Source organism: Variovorax sp. Sphag1AA (assembly GCF_014192575.1).
Lineage (GTDB): Bacteria > Pseudomonadota > Gammaproteobacteria > Burkholderiales > Burkholderiaceae_C > Variovorax.
Map to the genome: position 1 here is coordinate 178,406 of NZ_JACHYC010000009.1, position 16,330 is coordinate 194,735.

Below are 16,330 nucleotides of genomic sequence, written 5' to 3' on the forward strand. Positions count from 1 at the left end.
CAAACAGCGCCGCCCCGCGTCTCGCGGATCCGGCGCGCCTGCAAAGCCTGAGCGGCCGCACGATGGGGACCACCTGGAGCGTCCGTCTGGACAATCCGTCGATGGTGCCGCTCGAAGCCATCCGCGCAGCCATCGAGGAAGCGCTGGACGTCGTGATCGCGCAGATGAGCACCTGGGAGGCCGACTCGAGCATCACGCGCTTCAACGAAGCGCCTGCGGGGAGCCGTCATGCGCTGGAGCCGGAATTCGCCGAGGTGCTCGCCTGCGGGCTGCGCTGGGCGGCCGCGAGCGGCGGCGCGATCGACCCGACGATCGGACCGCTGGTTTCGCTCTGGGGATTCGGCTCGCACGCCGCGGCGGTGATGAGCCTGCCCTCACCGTCCGACCTCGCTGCCGCGCGCTCGCGCATCGGCTGGCAGAAGCTGCAGTTCGATGACACGACACGCACGATCACGCAGCCCGGCGGCGTGCGGCTCGATCTGTCGGGTATCGCCAAGGGTTTCTCGGTCGATCAAGTTGCCGATTCGCTGAAGGCCCTCGGCCTTCGAGCCTTCCTCGTGGAAGTCGGTGGCGAAGTGCGCTGCCTCGGACGGCGTCCGTCTGGAGAGCCTTGGCGCGTGCTTGTCGAGGCGGGCACGCAATCGGTTCACATAGCGCTCGCCGACACGGCCATCGCGACATCCGGCAATCGCTGGCATGTGCATGAAGTCGATGCGCAGCGTTGGTCGCACACGATCGATCCGCGCACGGGGGAGCCCGTCGGACACTCGCTCGTTTCCGTCTCCGTGATCCATCCGCACTGCATGCACGCGGACGCGCTGGCCACGGTGCTCACGGTGCTCGGGCCGGAGGACGGCTTCGCGTTCGCGCAGCGACACAAAATCGCCGCACTGTTCGTCAAGGAAGACCAGGACGGCTGTCTTTCGTGTGCGACTGACGGCTGGATGGCGCAAGTCCACGCCGCATGAACGACTCTTCGTTGCGCGCCGTCGGTGCCGGCATGACGGTGCTTGCCTATGTGGCGCTCTGCACGAGCGTCTATTGGCGGCAGCGTCGGATTCGCCTCGAGAACGCGCGCGCGAGCGCGGCGCTCGCTGGCGGCGGTGCCGGCAAGCCGGCCCTGGTGCTTTTCGCGAGCCAGACCGGAAATGCGGAGACCCTGGCGTGGAAGACGGCGCGCTGGCTCCATGAACGCGGCACGCCTTCGCGATTGATGCCGCTCAACGATGTCGATGCAGACACCCTGCGCACTGCGGGAAGCGCCTACTTCATCGCGAGCACTTATGGCGAGGGCGATGCGCCGGATGGTGCGAGCCTCTTTGCCGAGCGTGTCATGGGCGGCGCCGTCGCTGATCTGTCTTCGCTCCGATATGCCGTGCTCGCTCTTGGTGATCGGCAGTACGCCAACTTCTGCGCGTTCGGCCGTGCACTCGATGAGTGGCTTCAGGCGAAGGGCGCCAAGCGCCAATCCGCACGCATCGAGGTGGACAACGGCGATGCAGCCCAGCTCGCTGCATGGCAGGCTCACTGCAGCGGCAGCGATGCAGAGGCCGTCACGGAAAGTCCCGCCTCGGCACCGCAGCCGTGGCGACTCGTGCGGCGAACGTTGCTCAACGAAGGCAGCGTGGGCGGCCCGATCTTCGAGCTGGCTTTCACGCCCGCCCTGGGCCACGAAGCGCAGTGGGAGTCCGGCGACACGGCGCAAATCACGCTCGACAGCGATCCAGGCCGGCCGCGCGAATACTCGATCGCATCGATCGGCGCAGACAGGGAAATGCAGTTCCTCGTTCGGCAGGAACGACACCCCGACGGCTCGCTGGGCGCCGCCTCCGGACTGTTGACGTCGACCCTCGTCATCGGCGAGACCGCGACCTTCCGCATCCGCCCACACCACGGCTTCAGGCTTGGGAGCAATGCCGACCGCCCGTTGATCCTCATCGGCAACGGAACGGGGCTCGCGGGACTTCGGAGCCATCTGCGCGCCAGAGCGGCGATGGGCCAGCGCGAGAACTGGCTGGTCTTCGGCGAGCGCAACGAGCGATGCGATTTCCTCTGCCGCGCCGAGATCGAGGCATGGCAACGCGAAGGCGTCCTCGGTCGGCTCGACCTGGCCTTCTCGCGGGACCAGGAGGAAGCGCGCTACGTGCAACACCGTCTACTGCAGGCCCATGAGGACGTATCGCAATGGGTCGCTCGCGGCGCGGCGATCTATGTGTGCGGCAGCCTGAACGGCATGGCGTCGGGCGTCGACGCGGCGCTCAGGCAGATCCTCGGCGTCGAGGCGATGGGCGAGCTCTCCGCGAGCGATCGCTATCGCCGCGACGTTTACTGAGCGGATCCCTCTCTTCTTCCCTCGTTTTCGTTCGTCAGTTGAACGCGCGTCGTTGCTGCATTGCGACGAAATTGAGGATTTCGCGTTACATTTGTATTGCGATTCATTATCATTTGCGAGGTTTCGCAAACCGCGAATCTCAGACTTCAACCAGCCAATCGCCACAGCCATCAGGCTCCATGCGACCAGCCAGTCGAGTTCTCTCTCATTTGCCTTCCTTCCAGGAGAACCTTCATGGCTTACATCAAGAGCCGCAAGCATGCGCGCGTCTTGCCGCCGCTCGGTAGCGCGGCCGCTGCCACCCTCGTTGCACTCGCCCTCCCCGTCTCCGCTCAAACCTCCACGAACACCCTCAAGGAAGTCCGTGTCGAAGGCACCGCGTCGGACGTCAAGGTCGACAACTCGGCCAACCCCAAGTTCACGGCTCCGCTGGTCAACACCCCGCAGACGATCCAGATCATTCCCGAGACGGTCATGCGCGAGCAAGGCGCGACGACGCTGACCGAAGCGCTGCGCAACTCGCCCGGCGTCGGCACCTTCTTCCTCGGCGAGAACGGCACCACCAGCACGGGTGACTCGATCTACATGCGCGGCTTCGACAGCTCGAGCAGCATCTTTGTCGATGGCATCCGCGACACGGGCTCTGTCTCGCGCGACACCTTCAACATCGATCAGATCGAAGTCGTGAAGGGCCCCGCCGGCACCGATACGGGCCGCACGTCGCCGACGGGCTACATCAACATGATCACCAAGAAGCCGCAGCTGTCCGACAGCTTCCTCGGCTCCGTGAGCATCGGCAGCGACGACTTCAAGCGCACCACCATCGACTGGAACAAAGTCCTGAGCGGCCCCGATGGCATCGGCTCGGCCCTGCGCCTCAATGCGTTCGCGCTGGATGCGGATGGCGCCGGCCGCGATGTCGTGAACAACAAGCGCTGGGGCATTGCGCCATCGCTCGCCTTCGGCCTGAATTCGCCGACGCGCTTCTACTTCGATCTGGTCTACGTCAAGCAGAACAACATCCCCGACGGGGGCGTTCCGACGATCGGCCTGCCGGGCTACACGTCGCCCGACCCGACCCGCCGCTTCCTGACGACCGCGTCGCCCGTGGCTTCGAGCAACTTCTACGGAACGCAGTGGGACTTCGACAACGTGACGCAGACCATGTTCACCGCCCGGTTCGAACATGACTTCACGCCCGACGTGACCCTGCGCAACACCTTCCGCTACGGCAAGACCGACCAGGACTACATGCTGACGTCCTTCATGGGCAGTTCGGCGAACCTGGTCACGCGCTTCCCCACGCAACCGCTGACCTGGACGATCGCGCGCAGCAATCCGACCAACAAGGATCAGGAAAACTCCATCCTGACCAACCAGACCAACGTCAGCGCGAAGTTCAATACCGGCAGCATCAGCCATACGATGAACGCCGGTGTCGAACTGATTCGCGAAGAACAGGACTCGGTGGGCTACTACGGCCAGAACGCGACCGTCTTCGGTATTCCGGGCATCCGCAACAGCGGCAGCTGGCCCGCGGCCAACCTCTACTCGCCGAACCCGTACGTCAGCGGCTACCTCCGCCTGCCGAACGGCACGACCACGGCCGGCACGACCGACACCGTCGGCGTGTACGCATTCGACACCGCGAAGCTCAGCGAACGCTGGATGCTGACCGGCGGCCTGCGCTTCGATCACTACTCGACCGATTACGCGTCGAGCGCCCTCAACGCGACCACAGGCGCGCTGACGCCGTCTTCGTTCGGCGTGTCGGGCAGTGAATGGACCGGCAAGCTCGGCGCCATCTACAAGCCGACCGAGAACAGCAGCGTCTACCTGGCCTACGGCACCGGCGCGCAGCCGCCCGGCGGCAACAACTTCACCCTCGCGGCGGGCGGAACCGGCAACAACGCGAACCGCACCGACTTCCTGCCCCAGAAGACCAAGACCTGGGAACTGGGAACGAAGTGGGACGTGCTGGAAAAGAGGCTTGCCCTCTCCGCAGCGCTCTTCCGTACCGACGTGAGCAACGAAGTGGTGCAAGACGCCGTCAGCGGCAACTACTACCAGACCGGCGAGAAGCGCGTCGAGGGCATCGAACTCGCCGCCGTGGGTGCGATCACCGACCGCTGGAGCGTGACGACCGGCTTCACGCATCAGAACGCGAAGGTGCTCAGCGGCCCGTCGGTCCTCGCGGATGGCGGCTCGGTCCTGGCCTATACGCCGGAGAACTCGTTCACGGCCTGGACCACGTACCAGTTGCCCATCGGCCTGAGCCTTGGCATCGGCGCACGCTACAACGGCAAGATGCATCGCGGCACCGATGGCGCCATCGGCACGCCGGCGTATGTCGAGGACTACTGGGTCTTCGATGCGATGGCCGGCTATCGCATCAACAAGAACCTGGACCTTCAGTTCAACATCTACAACCTGACGGACAAGGAGTACGTGGCGGCCATCAACAAGAGCGGCTACCGCTACACGCCGGGTGCACCTCGGACCTACCGCCTGACCGCGAACTTCCAGTTCTAACCACTGCTGCGGCGTCGCGCCCTGAGGGGCGCGACAATCCAGCCCCGCCGCCAGGCCGGGGCTTTTTGCTTTTTGAAGGATCGACGAAATGATGCTGCATGTGCCCCAAGTACTGAGTGCCGACGAAGTACGCAAGATCCGCACGGCGCTGGATGCAGCCGACTGGATCGACGGCCGCGAGACCGTCGGTGCGCAAGGTGCGCAGGTCAAGCGCAACCGGCAGCTGCCGGAGCACTCCGCAGTCAGCCGCGAGCTGGGCGCGATGATCCTTGCCGCACTGGCACGCAATCCGCTCTTCTTCGCAGCCGCCTTGCCGTTGCGATTTGTTCCGCCGCTGTTCAACCGCTACGAAGGCGGCGAGCACTATGGCTTCCATATCGATGGTTCCGTGCGCGCGATACCCGCGACAGGGCAGCAACTGCGCACCGATCTCTCCTGCACGCTGTTCCTCGGAGAGCCCGATGAGTACGAAGGCGGAGAACTCGAGGTCGTCGACACCTACGGCACTCACGAAGTCAAGCTGCCGGCAGGTGACCTGATCCTGTATCCATCGACGAGCCTTCACCGCGTGCAGCCCGTGACGCGCGGGGCGCGCGTCTGCTCGTTCTTCTGGCTGCAGAGCATGATCCGCGACGATGGGCGCAGGAGCATGCTCTTCGAGCTCGACCAGACCATCCAGAAGCTTCGCGCCCGGCACGGAGAGAACGACGAGACCGTTGCACTTACCGGCCACTATCACAACCTCTTGCGGATGTGGTCGGAGGTTTGAGCGCCCATCGTTGCTGATCGTCCCGGTCGGCGCACCCGCGCTCGCAAGGCCTTTATTCATGATATACCGCGCCATACACTTCTCTCCATGGCCCGCACATACGCATTCACCGTCACGAGTGGCACCGACGAGTTGCCATGGCTGCAGGATCCGATCGAGGCACATCGCCGCTGGCGCTCGACCCTGAGCTGGAAGCGTGACGTCTCAACCAGCGATGCCGACGCCCCGCTCTATGCCGAGCACAGCAACAATCTCTACCAATCGCTTTGGGGCAAGTTCTGCCGATGGCTGACCGGCCGTTCGCTGAAACTCGACGAAGTGCGGCAAACGCACATTGAAGCCTTCCTCAAGTCGCTGGAGGGACGCCGCGGCGCGCCGGCCAGTGTCCGCACCATGCGTACCTATCTGGCCGAGATCCATCGCGTGTTCACGCACCTTCACGAGATCGGCATCCTCAACGCCAACCACGCGGCCACGGTGCTCAGGCGGAAACGGCTTGCGCCCGAGTCGCAGTTCGAAACCGATCCACCGCTGCCCCCGAGCCCCGGCTTTCTGAAGGCCTACGAAAAGATGGCGCAGCGGATGTTCAAGGAAGAACGCGCCGAGCTACCCGAGGCGTGGTCGCCGGCACGCAATCTCGCGCTGCGGTTGATCGTCGCCGAGTGTGGATTGAAGCTGTCCGAGATCTGCAAGCTGATCCCGCGCAACGTCACGATCCAGCCAAACGGCACGGTGGTGATCCGCTCTCCGGGGCACCGTCAGGTTGTGACGCGCCCGCTTGTCGGTCGGCCGATGCTGGCAAGGGCGATGCAGGGCTGGCTCGACGCCCGGCGCGGCCTTCGCATCGTCCAGATGCGCCGCGCCCACGACGAGGACGGCCGCCGCTCCAACCGGCTCTTCCTGGGGCAGGCGGACAAGGTCATGTCAGCGGAACTCGTCGGCGGCGGCCTCGGCGATGCCTGCAGTCCGGTGGCGCCCGACCTGGCCGAGCGCGTGATCACGAGCTGCGTCAAGCGCACGCTCGAATCGCTGGGTCACGAGGCCGCCTTCCATGGCCCGCAACTGGTGCGCAACGCGTACGCTGCAAGGCTGATTCAGGACGGCATGAGCGACATCGACGTCTCCGACCAACTCGGCATGAAGACGACCTTCACAGCCCGAACCATTCGCGCAAAGCTCGGGCTTCCGGACGGGGCAGGTCAATAGGCCACCCCACACAAAGTTTGTCAACGCGAACACTCGGCGCTTGAGCAGCGGGCTGACAGGGCCTATCCTGCGGCAAATTCGTCAGGCGACGCCGCGTCGCCGTGCCAAGTCGAAGGAGGAAGGAGATCGCGATGCCCGACTTCCTGATTGCCTACTGTGGTCCAGCAGCGCTCCCCGAGAACCTCTGGGTTCGCTGGAACACCGATCCGTTGCTCATCGCTGCACTGGCTGCGTTGGCTGCCGTGATCAGCACCGGTCGCTCGTCCGATTCGCGGGCGGGATGGGGCGCGGTGGCGCTCATGGTGCTGGTTTTCGTCTCGCCGCTTTGCGCGCTGTCGTCGGCGCTGTTCTCGGCGCGGGTGTTCCATCACGTCGTGCTGGTTGCCGCGGTGGCCCCGCTTCTCGCGAGGGCGTTTCCGCTGCCGCGTCTGGGCTATCCACCTCTCGCGATGGTCGTGGCCGCGCACGCGGTTGTCCTCTGGCTGTGGCATGCACCGGGGCCCTATGCGTGGGGTCTCGCAAGCGTGCCGGCGTACTGGCTGATGCAACTCTCGCTGCTCGGTAGCGCATGGCTCATGTGGCGCGCGATCCTGGCACCCGCAGAGTCCTCCGGTCCTGCGCTCATCGCGCTGGTCGCGACCGTCGCGCAAATGGGCCTGCTCGGCGCGGTGATCGTCTTTGCATCGGTGCCGCTCTATCCGGTCCACCTCACGAGCACGCTGCCATGGGGCCTCACGCCGCTGGCCGACCAGCAACTCGCGGGCCTGCTGATGTGGGTGCCGGCGATGCTGCCCTATCTGGCTGTCGGCCTCTACACGGCATGGGCGAGCCTCCGACCTAGCGAGCCGGCGCTGTGACGACGTTTCTCAAGTTCCTGCATCTGGCCGCCATCGCAGTGTGGTCTGGCGGCTTGATCGCGCTGCCTTACCTGTTCTGGCAACGTCGCCTGCTCAGCCCCGGGGCGGAGCTCGATCGCCTGCACCGCGTCACACGCCTGGTCTATGTCGACCTGACCTCGCCTGCTGCCTTCATCGCCATCGCAAGCGGCACCGCGCTCATCTTCCTGCAGACCACCTTCGTCGAGTGGTTCTCCATCAAGATGGTCTTCGTCGGATTGATGGCCATGCTGCACGTGGTCGCCGGACTGGTGATGCACCAGCTCTTCCTGCCCACCGGCCGCTTCGGCCGCGTCTCGTTCGTGACGCTGACAGTGGCGTACCTGGTGTTGATCACCGCGATCGTCTGGGTGGTGCTGGCCAAGCCGCACATCGACTCGAACCAGTTCGCGGTGCGGCTCTTCGAGCCCGGCGGCCTCTCACGCCTGTGGCATCAATCCTTCGGCGAGACCAGGATGCCGATGCCATGATCGAACACGAGCTTGCCCCCATGCCAGCCGGCAAAGCCCACCATGACCGACCCGAGGACGGACAGCATCAACCCGTGCGGCAACACCGAAGCGGGATCGGTCAACCGGACACCCCAGCTCGCGCCCGCGATGGCGACCAGCGTCATCGCTGCGACCGCGTGCGACCAGCTCGCCTCGTGCGCCCGTATGCCGCGCACCAGCAGCAGCTCACCGGTGCCGACGATGCTCGCGGCCACGCCGCTCCAGAACGCCATGCCGGCCGCCCAGAGGCCTGCACGCAGCCAGAAGGGGTCGCCCGACCACCAGTAGAAGACATCGACGCCGAGTGTCGCCACGACGAAGGCCACCGGAAAGTGCACCAGCATCACATGGAGCGGATGGCCGACCACAGCGACCGCGGAGCCGACGTCGAGACGCTGGAGCTCGAGCAGGACTTCGCTCTTGGCCGAGGTCGCGTTGCCTTTGTTCGCCATGGTTCTTCTCCTTTGAAGCGCATGCCGTTGTCGATGGGCGGCCATCCTAGCCTCATGCGCGCTGCGCTCCAAGCCGGATCGTTGATGGCCTTGTCGGGCTGCCGCGGACCGCTGTCCGCGCTGGATCCTTCGGGCCCCGCCGCCGCCTCGATCGCCACCATGTGGTGGGTGATGTTGATCGGCTCGGCAGTGCTCTTCCTGCTGGTCGTCGGCATCTTCATCCAGGTCGTTCGACGTCCGGGCTGGGGATCCAGCGTGTCGCCGACGCGGTGGGTCGTGATGGGCGGGCTGGTGCTGCCAGCGATCGTGCTGCTGCCGCTGCTGGCTTACGGGCTGGTCACCGGCGAACGTCTTCTGCCCCTGCCCGGCGCCGCGCCGCCGCAGCGCGTCGAGGCCATCGCGGCACAGTGGAACTGGACCTTCCGCTATCCCGACCATGGCGGCGCCGAGACGCGCAACATGCTGCTGCTGCCCGCGGGCACGCCAGTCGACATGGTCGTGACGAGCAAGGACGTGATCCACGCCTTCTGGGTGCCGCGCTTCGCCGGCAAGGTCGATGCGGTACCGGGCCGGGTCAACCGCCTGCGCATCCAGGCCGACCAGCCCGGACGCTACGAAGGCACCTGCGACGAGTTCTGCGGCCTCGGCCACGCCGGCATGCGATTCGGCGTGATCGTGTACGCACAGGGCGAATTCTCAGCCGCGCTCGAACAGGCACGCGCGGCACCGGAGGCAAGGAAATGAGCGGACCCGTCGATCCCCAGCCGGAAGGCGCGAAGGCGCTGCGGCTGCACCGGGAACTGACCCGGATCTGGGCGACCGGCCCCGGCTGGCAGCGGCTTGCCTCGGTGAATCACTCGGTCATCGGCATGCGGATGTTCATCACATCCTTCGCGTTCTTCCTGATCGCGGGCGTGCTAGGCATGCTGACGCGGGTGCAGCTCGCGACGCCCCATTCCGGCTTTCTTGACCCGGCGACCTACAACCAGGTCTTCACCATGCACGGGTCGATGATGCTGTTCTTCTTCGCGATCCCGATGGTGGAGAGCTTCGCCGTCTATCTCACGCCGAAGATCCTCGGCACGCGCGACTTCGCGTTCCCGCGCCTGACCGCCTACGGCTACTGGTGCTATCTGTTCGGTGCGTCCATCGTGACTGCCTCGCTGATCCTCGGCGTTGCGCCGGACAGCGGCTGGTTCATGTACACGCCGCTCAGTTCGAACGTCTTCACGCCCGGCATGAACGCGGACATCTGGCTGCTGGGCATCACCTTCGTCGAGATCTCGGCGCTCTCCCTGGCGATGGAGATCGTGGTCTCGGTGCTCAAGATGCGCGCGCCGGGCATGTCGCTCGACCGCATGCCGATCTTCGGCTGGTACATCCTCGTCACCGCGCTGATGATGATCGTGGCCTTCCCCCCGCTGATCCTCGGCTCGATCCTGCTGGAGATCGAGCGCGCCTTCGGCCTGCCCTTCTTCGACCCGACGCGCGGCGGCGACTCGCTGCTCTGGCAGCACCTGTTCTGGCTGTTCGGCCACCCGGACGTCTACATCATCTTCCTGCCGATGGCGGCAGTGCTGTCGACCATCATCCCGGTCTTCGCCAAGCGCGCGTTGGTGGGCTATCGCATCATCGTGGTCGCGATCATCGCGCTGGCCTTCCTGAGCTTCGGCATCTGGGTGCACCACATGTTCACGGTGGGCATTCCGCACCTCGCGCTCGCGTTCTTCTCGGCCGGCTCTGCGATCGTCGCGGTGCCCACTGCGGTGCAGGTCTTCGCATGGCTCGCGACGCTGTCACACGGCAAGCCGCGCTGGGACGTGCCGATGCTCTACATCTTCGGCTTCTTCTTCATCTTCGCGATGGGTGGGCTCACCGGCGTGATGCTCGCGATGGTGCCCTTCGACTGGCAGGCGCACGACACCTACTTCGTGGTCGCGCACATGCACTACGTGGTGGCCGGCGCGCTCGCGTTCCCGATGATGGCCGCGGTCTACTACTGGCTGCCGTTGCTCACCGGGCGCACTGCGGTGCATCAACTCTCGGTGCCCGCGTTCTGGCTGATCTTCATCGGCTTCAACATGACCTTCTTCATGATGCACCTCACCGGCCTGCTCGGCATGCCGCGGCGCATCTACACCTACCAGGGCGACGAGGGCTGGAACTGGCTCAACCTGCTGTCTTCCGTCGGCGGCTTCGTGATGACGATCGGCTTCGGGCTGCTGGTGATCGACCTCGTCGTGCAGCTTCGCCATGGCCGGCGCGTGCGGCGAGACCCGTGGCAGGCGCAGACCTTCGAGTGGGCGATGCCGATTCCTCCCGCGCCCTATGCCTTCGCATCGATCCCGCACGTGGGACCGGAGACCGAGGGCGTGCCCAAGAGCGAACTCGCCATCACGCTCGCACGCGGCGAGGGCTACCTCGGGTCTACGCGCAACGGCTGGCAGGAAGCCCTCGGCGTGCACGCGACCAGCGGCAAGCCCGAGCAACTGATCGTGTTGCCGAACCCGACCTATCTGCCGCTCGTCACCGCGATCGTCACTGCGGGCGTGGTGCTCGGCTTCCTGTTCAAGGCTTACTGGTTGTCGGCGTTGTTCGCGCTGGTCACGCTGGGCCTCTTCGTCCATGGCGCGCGCAACGCGGGATTGCCGCGTGACTACGGTCCCCTGCCGGTAGGCCGCGGGGTCGCGGTGCCGCCGCATACCGAATCGCCGAGCGCGCCCTCGTGGCTTTCGCTGATCTGCGCGCTGGTGGCCGACGGCACGCTCTTCACGTCGCTGGTGTTCGGCACCTTCTATCTGTGGCTGGCGGGCGCCGACTGGCAGAAGATGACGCCCCCCGAGCCGAGCAAGATGCTGGCCTTCGGCGCGATCGCCTGCCTCGTGGTCGCGGTGGCAACCGCGCGCGGCTCGCTCCGGATCGTGCAACGCGGCGGCAAGCCCTGGGGATGGATCGGCCTCACTGCGATCGCGCTGCTCGCGGCCATCTCGCAAGTGGTGCAGCTCATCATGGGCGTGACACCCGATCCGAGCAAACACGCGCTGGGTTCGACGGCATGCGTTCTGCTCGGCTACGTGGTGGTGCATGCGGGCGTGGGCCTGCTGTTCCTCATCAGCAATGCCCAGCGCATCGGCAGCGGCCATGTGTCGCAGCGCCGCTTCAACGATCTGCGGCTCACACGGCTGTGGCTCGACTACACATTGGTCACCGGCATCATCGCGATCGGCCTCGTGCTCTCGCTGCCCGCACTGGTGACTGTCCTGGGAGTGCGGCCATGAATGCAGTCGTCGTGCCGCCCGGCCGGGTGTGGTGGCTCGGAGCCGCCTTCACCGTGTGGTGCGTGGCGCTGGTGGTTCTGTATGCGCTGCATGCCATCGGATGCGCCTTCGGCTGGTCGACCGGCGCGCTGCGCTGGAGCCTCGTGCTGGTGCTCATCGCCCACCTGGTCGTGATCGGCTGGATGTGGAGCAAGTTCGCGCGCGGCCGGCCCGACCCGGCCACCGGCAAGACCGGAAGCTTCCTGCATCAGGCCATTCTCTGGACCGTCATCACGGCATTCGCGAGCACGGTGCTCGTGCTCGGCCCGCCGCTCCTTCTCACGACCTGCATCTGAGGCCCCATGCGAAGCAGGACCATCTGGGCCGCCATCTACCTGCTCTTCATCCTCGCGCCGCTGCTGGCACTGCTTGCGGGCGCGATGCCGCCCGCCCGCGATTTCTGGACCGAGTTCTCGGTCGCGCTCGGCTACAGCGGGCTCGCGATGATGGGGCTCCAGTTCGGCCTCACTGCGCGCTTCCGTCATGTCACGGACCCGTGGGGCGAGGACGTCATCTACCACTTCCACCGCCGGATCTCGCTGACTGCGGTGGCTTTGGTGGTGGTGCATCCGGCCATCCTGATCGCCGCAGGGTCGGACAAACTCGCGATGCCCGACTCGCTCGCCGAGGTGCCGATGGGCGCGGTCTTCGCCGTTCTGTCGCTGGGCTCGGTGGTGCTCCTTGTGATCATGGCGCTGTGGCGCACGCGACTGAAGATCAGCTACGAGTTCTGGCACATCAGTCACATCGTTCTCGCGGTGGCTGCTGTCGGAGGCGGACTGCTGCACATGGTCGGCTGGGGCTTCTATCTGGCGGACCCATGGAAGCGCATCTTGTGGATCTGCATGACGATCTTCTGGATCGCGCTGCTCTTCTACGTGCGCGTGTTCAAGCCGCTCTTCATGCTGCGTCGTCCCTACCGGGTGACCGAAGTGCGACCCGAGCGCGGCGACACCACGACCCTCGTCATGCACCCCGACGGCCATGCGGGCTTCCGCTTCAGGCCGGGCCAGTTCGGCTGGATCACGCTATGGGGCAGCCCCTTCAAGATCACCGGCCATCCGTTCTCGTTCTCGTCGAGCGCCGAGGCGAACGACGGCCGCATCGAGATGACGATCCGCAACCTTGGCGACTTCACGCGCAACATCGCGAAGGTGCCGGTCGGGCGACGCGTCTACCTTGACGGTCCTTACGGTGCATTCACCATCGGCAACCCAGCCGACATGCACGTGCTCATTGCTGGCGGCATCGGCATCACGCCGATGATGAGCATGATCCGCACGTTCGCCGATCGCGGCGACAAACGCCCGCTGATCCTTCTCTACGGCGGCAAGGATCTTGAATCGATGACCTTCCGCGAAGAGCTCGACGCGCTCTCGCGGCGCATCGACCTCACAGTGGTGTACGTGCTTTCGCAACCGCCCGAAGGCTGGAGCGGCGAGAGCGGCTACATCAACGCCGACCTCTTCAAGCGGCACCTTCCGCCGCACTATGCCGATCACGAGTACTTCATCTGCGGGCCCGACGTGATGATGGATGCGATCGAAGCGGCGCTCGGCGAGATGAAGGTGCCTCTCTCCAAGTACCACTCGGAGCGGTACAGCTTTGTCTGACAACAGTGGCCGATCCCGACAGGCGGGCGATGGTGCTTTCGGGTCCGCGAATTCGTCGACTTTGTCGCCGCGAGCTTTGCTACCGATAGTCGAACTAGCAACTCAGACGTTGGCTACGCCCGCAGCCCCTGGAGCGCCTTCGTCCATCGGAGAAGCTCGTCGAGCATCGCGGTCGCCGCGGCACCATGCACCGCGTTGGCTGCGATGCCGCCTTCGGCCTGAAGCTGCTGCGCCACGAAAGGAATCGCCACTGCTTCCAACATCGGCACCATCTTCAGAGTGGTGAGAAGGCCTTTGGTCACCTGCACCGAACGCATGCCACCGGACACACCACCGTAGCTGACAAAGCCCACTGCCTTGTACTGCCACTCTCGAACGAGATAGTTGAGCGCGTTGATCAACGCACCCGGCGGACCGTAGTTGTACTCGGGCAGCACGAACAGGAACGCATCCGCCGCGTTCACGCTCGCACTCCACGCCTTCGTGTGCTCATGGACATAGCGGCCAAGACGCGGATGCTCGGGCTCATCGAAGACGGGAAGACCGAACGATGCCAAGTCGACGAGGCGCGCATCGAAGCCGCCATGCGCGACGGCGGCGGCATGCGCCCATTCGGCGACGCCGGGACCGACGCGCCCAGGGCGCGTGCTGCAGATCAGTGTGTGAAGAATCGGTTGGGTCATTTGAAAGTCGGTTCAATGGAATGGCTGCGCAGCCTCAGGGGCTGTTCAAGCCCAGGCGCTGGATTGTGGCCGCCTTCAGCCGGCTGTCCTCGCGAACGTTCCGTTCGAACTCCTTACCGGGCCGGAAATCGACCACCTGATTCGCGCGGCGCGCCCAGTCCTGGTACTTGGGCGAAGCCACGGCGGCCTTGCAGGACGACTCCAGCTTCGCGACGACCGTATCAGGCGTACGCGCTGGCGCGAGCACACCGCCGAAGCTCGCCTGCACGACAGGCACGCCGGCCTCCTTCAATGTCGGCACGTCCGGGAACGACGGATGGCGCTTGTCGGCATACACCGCGATGAGCCGCAGCGCGCCGGAGTTGAGGTGCCCGGTGATCGAGCTCACCAGCACCGCGCCGAAGCTCAGGCGATCGCTCAGCAGGTCCTGCAGCATCGGGGCGTCGCCCTTGTAAGGCACATGCGTCAATGTGACCTTGGTCGTGGCTTCGATGTCCGAAGTGCCCAGATGCGGAATGGAGCCCGTGCCCGAGGTTCCGTAGCTCACCCGGCCCGCGTCCTTGCGCGCGTCGGCGAGGATGTCCCCGATGTTGCGATACGGCGAGTTCGCCGGCACCGCGATCGCGAAGATGTTGTCGAAGACCTGGCACACATAGCGGAACGAGTCGAGGTTGTAGGCCAGCGACTTCAGCCGGTGTGGCTCGCTCGACAGCGGCACCGCCGGCGTGAACGCGAGGACATAGCCGTCGGGTCGCGCGCTCGCCACCACGTTGAGCCCGATGGTCCCTGCCGCGCCATCGCGGTTGCTCACGGCAATGGCCTGCCCGAGGCCCTCGGACATGGCCTCGGCGAGGTTGCGTGCGTTGAGGTCGAGGCCGCCGCCCGCCGCGAAGGGCACCACCATCTGCACCGGCCGCGAGGGGTAGTCCTGTGTGGCGGCGCCGCAGGCTACCGACGCCAGCAGCAGTCCGAGCACGAGCGGCCGCTTGCCGCGCAAGAAGTTGTTCATCCGTCTGTCTCCATGGATGCGGCGGTCGCCGCGTCAATCCAGCTTCGCGCCGGACTCCTTGATCACCACGCCCAGCCGCTGCGTGTCGGCCTTCATCAGCCTGGCGAACTCCTGCGGCGTGCCGCCGACGACCGTCATGCCCAGGTCGTTGAGCCGGCTCACCACATCGGGAGTGCGCAGCACGGCGACGACTTCGTCATGCAGCTTCGCGATCACCGGCTTGGGCGTGCCGGCGGGCGCGACGAGGCCGAACCATGGGCTCGCCTCGTAGCCAGTCAGGCCCTGCTCCACCAGCGTCGGCACGTCTGGTAGCAGCGGCGAGCGCTTCGGCGCGTCGATGGCCAGGGCGCGCAGCCGCTTGTCCTTGACGAAGGGCAGCGAGGACGGAATGGCATCGAACATGAAGTCCACGCGTCCGGCTACAAGGTCCGTGAGCGCCGGCGCGGACCCCTTGTAGGGCACGTGATTGATCTGCAGCCCGTTCCTGGAGCGCAGGATCTCCGCAGCGATGTGGCCGCCCGCGCCCACGGACTGGGAGGCATAGCTGATCGTGCCCGGGGCCGCCTTGGCCTTGGCGATCAGCTCGGCGACCGTCTTGACCGGACTGTCGGCCGGGACCACCAGCAGTTGCGGGATCTGCACGGTCTCGATGATCGGATCGAAATCCGCCTCCGGGTCGTACGAGAGCTTCGAGTACAGAGCCTGATTGGCCGCATGAGAGCCGCTGTTGGCGAGAAACAGCGTATAGCCGTCGGCCGGAGCCCGCTTCGCGGTGGAAGCGCCGATCTGCCCGCCGGCGCCGGGCCGGTTGTCGACCAGCACCGGCTGCTTGAGGTTGTCGCCGAGCTTCTGCGCCACGATGCGCGTCGATGCATCGGAGGCGCCCCCGGCCGGGAACGGAACGATGATCGTGATCGGCTTGGTCGGAAAGGCTTGCGCGAGTCCGATCACGGGCATGGCGGCTGCCGCGGCCACTGCAAGGGAGAGCAGGAGTTTCCTGAACATGGAGGACCTTTCAGCGGTTCGATGA

General features: G+C 65.6%; 15 protein-coding genes. 11 read left to right on the forward strand and 4 right to left on the reverse strand.

Annotated elements, in window-relative coordinates:
* Positions 1 to 62: 62 nt before the first annotated feature.
* From FHW64_RS30565 to FHW64_RS30595, 7 genes are all read left to right on the forward strand, one after another.
* Entirely contained in the window at positions 63 to 968 is a 906-nt protein-coding gene (locus tag FHW64_RS30565; RefSeq protein WP_260306488.1) for an FAD:protein FMN transferase, read from the forward strand.
* The gene (locus tag FHW64_RS30570) at positions 965 to 2,332 is read left to right on the forward strand and encodes a sulfite reductase subunit alpha (protein WP_184532444.1); all 1,368 of its coding nucleotides are present in this window, start codon (positions 965 to 967) and stop codon (positions 2,330 to 2,332) included. Before FHW64_RS30565 ends, FHW64_RS30570 begins: the two co-directional genes overlap by 4 nt.
* 234 nt (positions 2,333 to 2,566) lie before the next feature.
* Positions 2,567 to 4,864: a catecholate siderophore receptor Fiu gene (locus tag FHW64_RS30575; RefSeq protein WP_184532452.1), complete on the forward strand. Its 2,298-nt coding sequence runs from the start codon at positions 2,567 to 2,569 to the stop codon at positions 4,862 to 4,864.
* 88 nt (positions 4,865 to 4,952) lie between these two features.
* Positions 4,953 to 5,633: a Fe2+-dependent dioxygenase gene (locus FHW64_RS30580; protein WP_184532455.1), complete on the forward strand. Its 681-nt coding sequence runs from the start codon at positions 4,953 to 4,955 to the stop codon at positions 5,631 to 5,633.
* A gap of 87 nt (positions 5,634 to 5,720) precedes the next feature.
* Complete coding sequence (locus FHW64_RS30585) at positions 5,721 to 6,839, forward strand: hypothetical protein (protein ID WP_184532457.1); 1,119 nt, start codon at positions 5,721 to 5,723, stop codon at positions 6,837 to 6,839.
* A 131-nt stretch (positions 6,840 to 6,970) separates the two neighbouring features.
* Positions 6,971 to 7,696 carry a cytochrome c oxidase assembly protein gene (locus tag FHW64_RS30590; RefSeq protein WP_184532459.1) on the forward strand — a complete coding sequence of 242 codons (726 nt, stop codon included), beginning with the start codon at positions 6,971 to 6,973 and terminating at the stop codon, positions 7,694 to 7,696.
* Positions 7,693 to 8,205, forward strand: a complete 513-nt coding sequence (locus FHW64_RS30595; RefSeq protein WP_184532461.1) for a CopD family protein — start codon at positions 7,693 to 7,695, stop codon at positions 8,203 to 8,205. The genes FHW64_RS30590 and FHW64_RS30595 overlap by 4 nt, the downstream gene beginning before the upstream one ends.
* On the opposite strand, the gene FHW64_RS30600 is transcribed toward FHW64_RS30595, so the two are convergent.
* Positions 8,169 to 8,678, reverse strand: coding sequence for a DUF2231 domain-containing protein (locus FHW64_RS30600; RefSeq protein WP_184532463.1), 510 nt, complete (start codon positions 8,676 to 8,678; stop codon positions 8,169 to 8,171). The genes FHW64_RS30595 and FHW64_RS30600 overlap by 37 nt on opposite strands.
* 54 nt (positions 8,679 to 8,732) lie before the next feature.
* On the opposite strand from FHW64_RS30600, the gene coxB reads away from it, so the two are divergent.
* From coxB to FHW64_RS30620, 4 genes are read left to right on the forward strand one after another with little or no spacing between them, the layout of a single operon-like run.
* The gene (gene coxB / locus FHW64_RS30605) at positions 8,733 to 9,422 is read left to right on the forward strand and encodes a cytochrome c oxidase subunit II (protein ID WP_184532465.1); all 690 of its coding nucleotides are present in this window, start codon (positions 8,733 to 8,735) and stop codon (positions 9,420 to 9,422) included.
* Complete coding sequence (gene ctaD, locus FHW64_RS30610; RefSeq protein WP_184532467.1) at positions 9,419 to 11,956, forward strand: cytochrome c oxidase subunit I; 2,538 nt, start codon at positions 9,419 to 9,421, stop codon at positions 11,954 to 11,956. Before coxB ends, ctaD begins: the two co-directional genes overlap by 4 nt.
* A complete protein-coding gene (locus FHW64_RS30615; protein WP_184532470.1) occupies positions 11,953 to 12,291 on the forward strand; it encodes a hypothetical protein in 339 nt (112 codons plus the stop codon). Before ctaD ends, FHW64_RS30615 begins: the two co-directional genes overlap by 4 nt.
* A gap of 6 nt (positions 12,292 to 12,297) precedes the next feature.
* A complete protein-coding gene (locus FHW64_RS30620; protein ID WP_184532473.1) occupies positions 12,298 to 13,608 on the forward strand; it encodes a ferric reductase-like transmembrane domain-containing protein in 1,311 nt (436 codons plus the stop codon).
* Positions 13,609 to 13,721: 113 nt separating this feature from the next.
* Here FHW64_RS30620 and FHW64_RS30625 read toward each other — a convergent pair whose 3' ends face one another.
* The 3 genes from FHW64_RS30625 to FHW64_RS30635 are packed head-to-tail and all read right to left on the reverse strand — an operon-like array spanning position 13,722 to position 16,305.
* Positions 13,722 to 14,291, reverse strand: coding sequence for an NADPH-dependent FMN reductase (locus FHW64_RS30625; protein WP_184532475.1), 570 nt, complete (start codon positions 14,289 to 14,291; stop codon positions 13,722 to 13,724).
* 34 nt (positions 14,292 to 14,325) lie between these two features.
* Complete coding sequence (locus tag FHW64_RS30630) at positions 14,326 to 15,300, reverse strand: tripartite tricarboxylate transporter substrate binding protein (protein WP_184532477.1); 975 nt, start codon at positions 15,298 to 15,300, stop codon at positions 14,326 to 14,328.
* A gap of 33 nt (positions 15,301 to 15,333) precedes the next feature.
* The gene (locus FHW64_RS30635; RefSeq protein ID WP_184532479.1) at positions 15,334 to 16,305 is read right to left on the reverse strand and encodes a tripartite tricarboxylate transporter substrate binding protein; all 972 of its coding nucleotides are present in this window, start codon (positions 16,303 to 16,305) and stop codon (positions 15,334 to 15,336) included.
* Positions 16,306 to 16,330: the final 25 nt, after the last annotated feature.

What these genes read in the sequence shown, in the direction of transcription:
- FHW64_RS30565 (WP_260306488.1), top strand. Translation starts at nt 63, where the DNA reads ATGGGGACCACCTGGAGCGTCCGTCTGGACAATCCGTCGATGGTGCCG.
- FHW64_RS30570 (WP_184532444.1), top strand. Translation starts at nt 965, where the DNA reads ATGAACGACTCTTCGTTGCGCGCCGTCGGTGCCGGCATGACGGTGCTT.
- FHW64_RS30575 (WP_184532452.1), top strand. Translation starts at nt 2,567, where the DNA reads ATGGCTTACATCAAGAGCCGCAAGCATGCGCGCGTCTTGCCGCCGCTC.
- FHW64_RS30580 (WP_184532455.1), top strand. Translation starts at nt 4,953, where the DNA reads ATGATGCTGCATGTGCCCCAAGTACTGAGTGCCGACGAAGTACGCAAG.
- FHW64_RS30585 (WP_184532457.1), top strand. Translation starts at nt 5,721, where the DNA reads ATGGCCCGCACATACGCATTCACCGTCACGAGTGGCACCGACGAGTTG.
- FHW64_RS30590 (WP_184532459.1), top strand. Translation starts at nt 6,971, where the DNA reads ATGCCCGACTTCCTGATTGCCTACTGTGGTCCAGCAGCGCTCCCCGAG.
- FHW64_RS30600 (WP_184532463.1), bottom strand. Translation starts at nt 8,678, where the DNA reads ATGGCGAACAAAGGCAACGCGACCTCGGCCAAGAGCGAAGTCCTGCTC.
- coxB (WP_184532465.1), top strand. Translation starts at nt 8,733, where the DNA reads ATGCGCGCTGCGCTCCAAGCCGGATCGTTGATGGCCTTGTCGGGCTGC.
- ctaD (WP_184532467.1), top strand. Translation starts at nt 9,419, where the DNA reads ATGAGCGGACCCGTCGATCCCCAGCCGGAAGGCGCGAAGGCGCTGCGG.
- FHW64_RS30615 (WP_184532470.1), top strand. Translation starts at nt 11,953, where the DNA reads ATGAATGCAGTCGTCGTGCCGCCCGGCCGGGTGTGGTGGCTCGGAGCC.
- FHW64_RS30620 (WP_184532473.1), top strand. Translation starts at nt 12,298, where the DNA reads ATGCGAAGCAGGACCATCTGGGCCGCCATCTACCTGCTCTTCATCCTC.
- FHW64_RS30625 (WP_184532475.1), bottom strand. Translation starts at nt 14,291, where the DNA reads ATGACCCAACCGATTCTTCACACACTGATCTGCAGCACGCGCCCTGGG.
- FHW64_RS30630 (WP_184532477.1), bottom strand. Translation starts at nt 15,300, where the DNA reads ATGAACAACTTCTTGCGCGGCAAGCGGCCGCTCGTGCTCGGACTGCTG.
- FHW64_RS30635 (WP_184532479.1), bottom strand. Translation starts at nt 16,305, where the DNA reads ATGTTCAGGAAACTCCTGCTCTCCCTTGCAGTGGCCGCGGCAGCCGCC.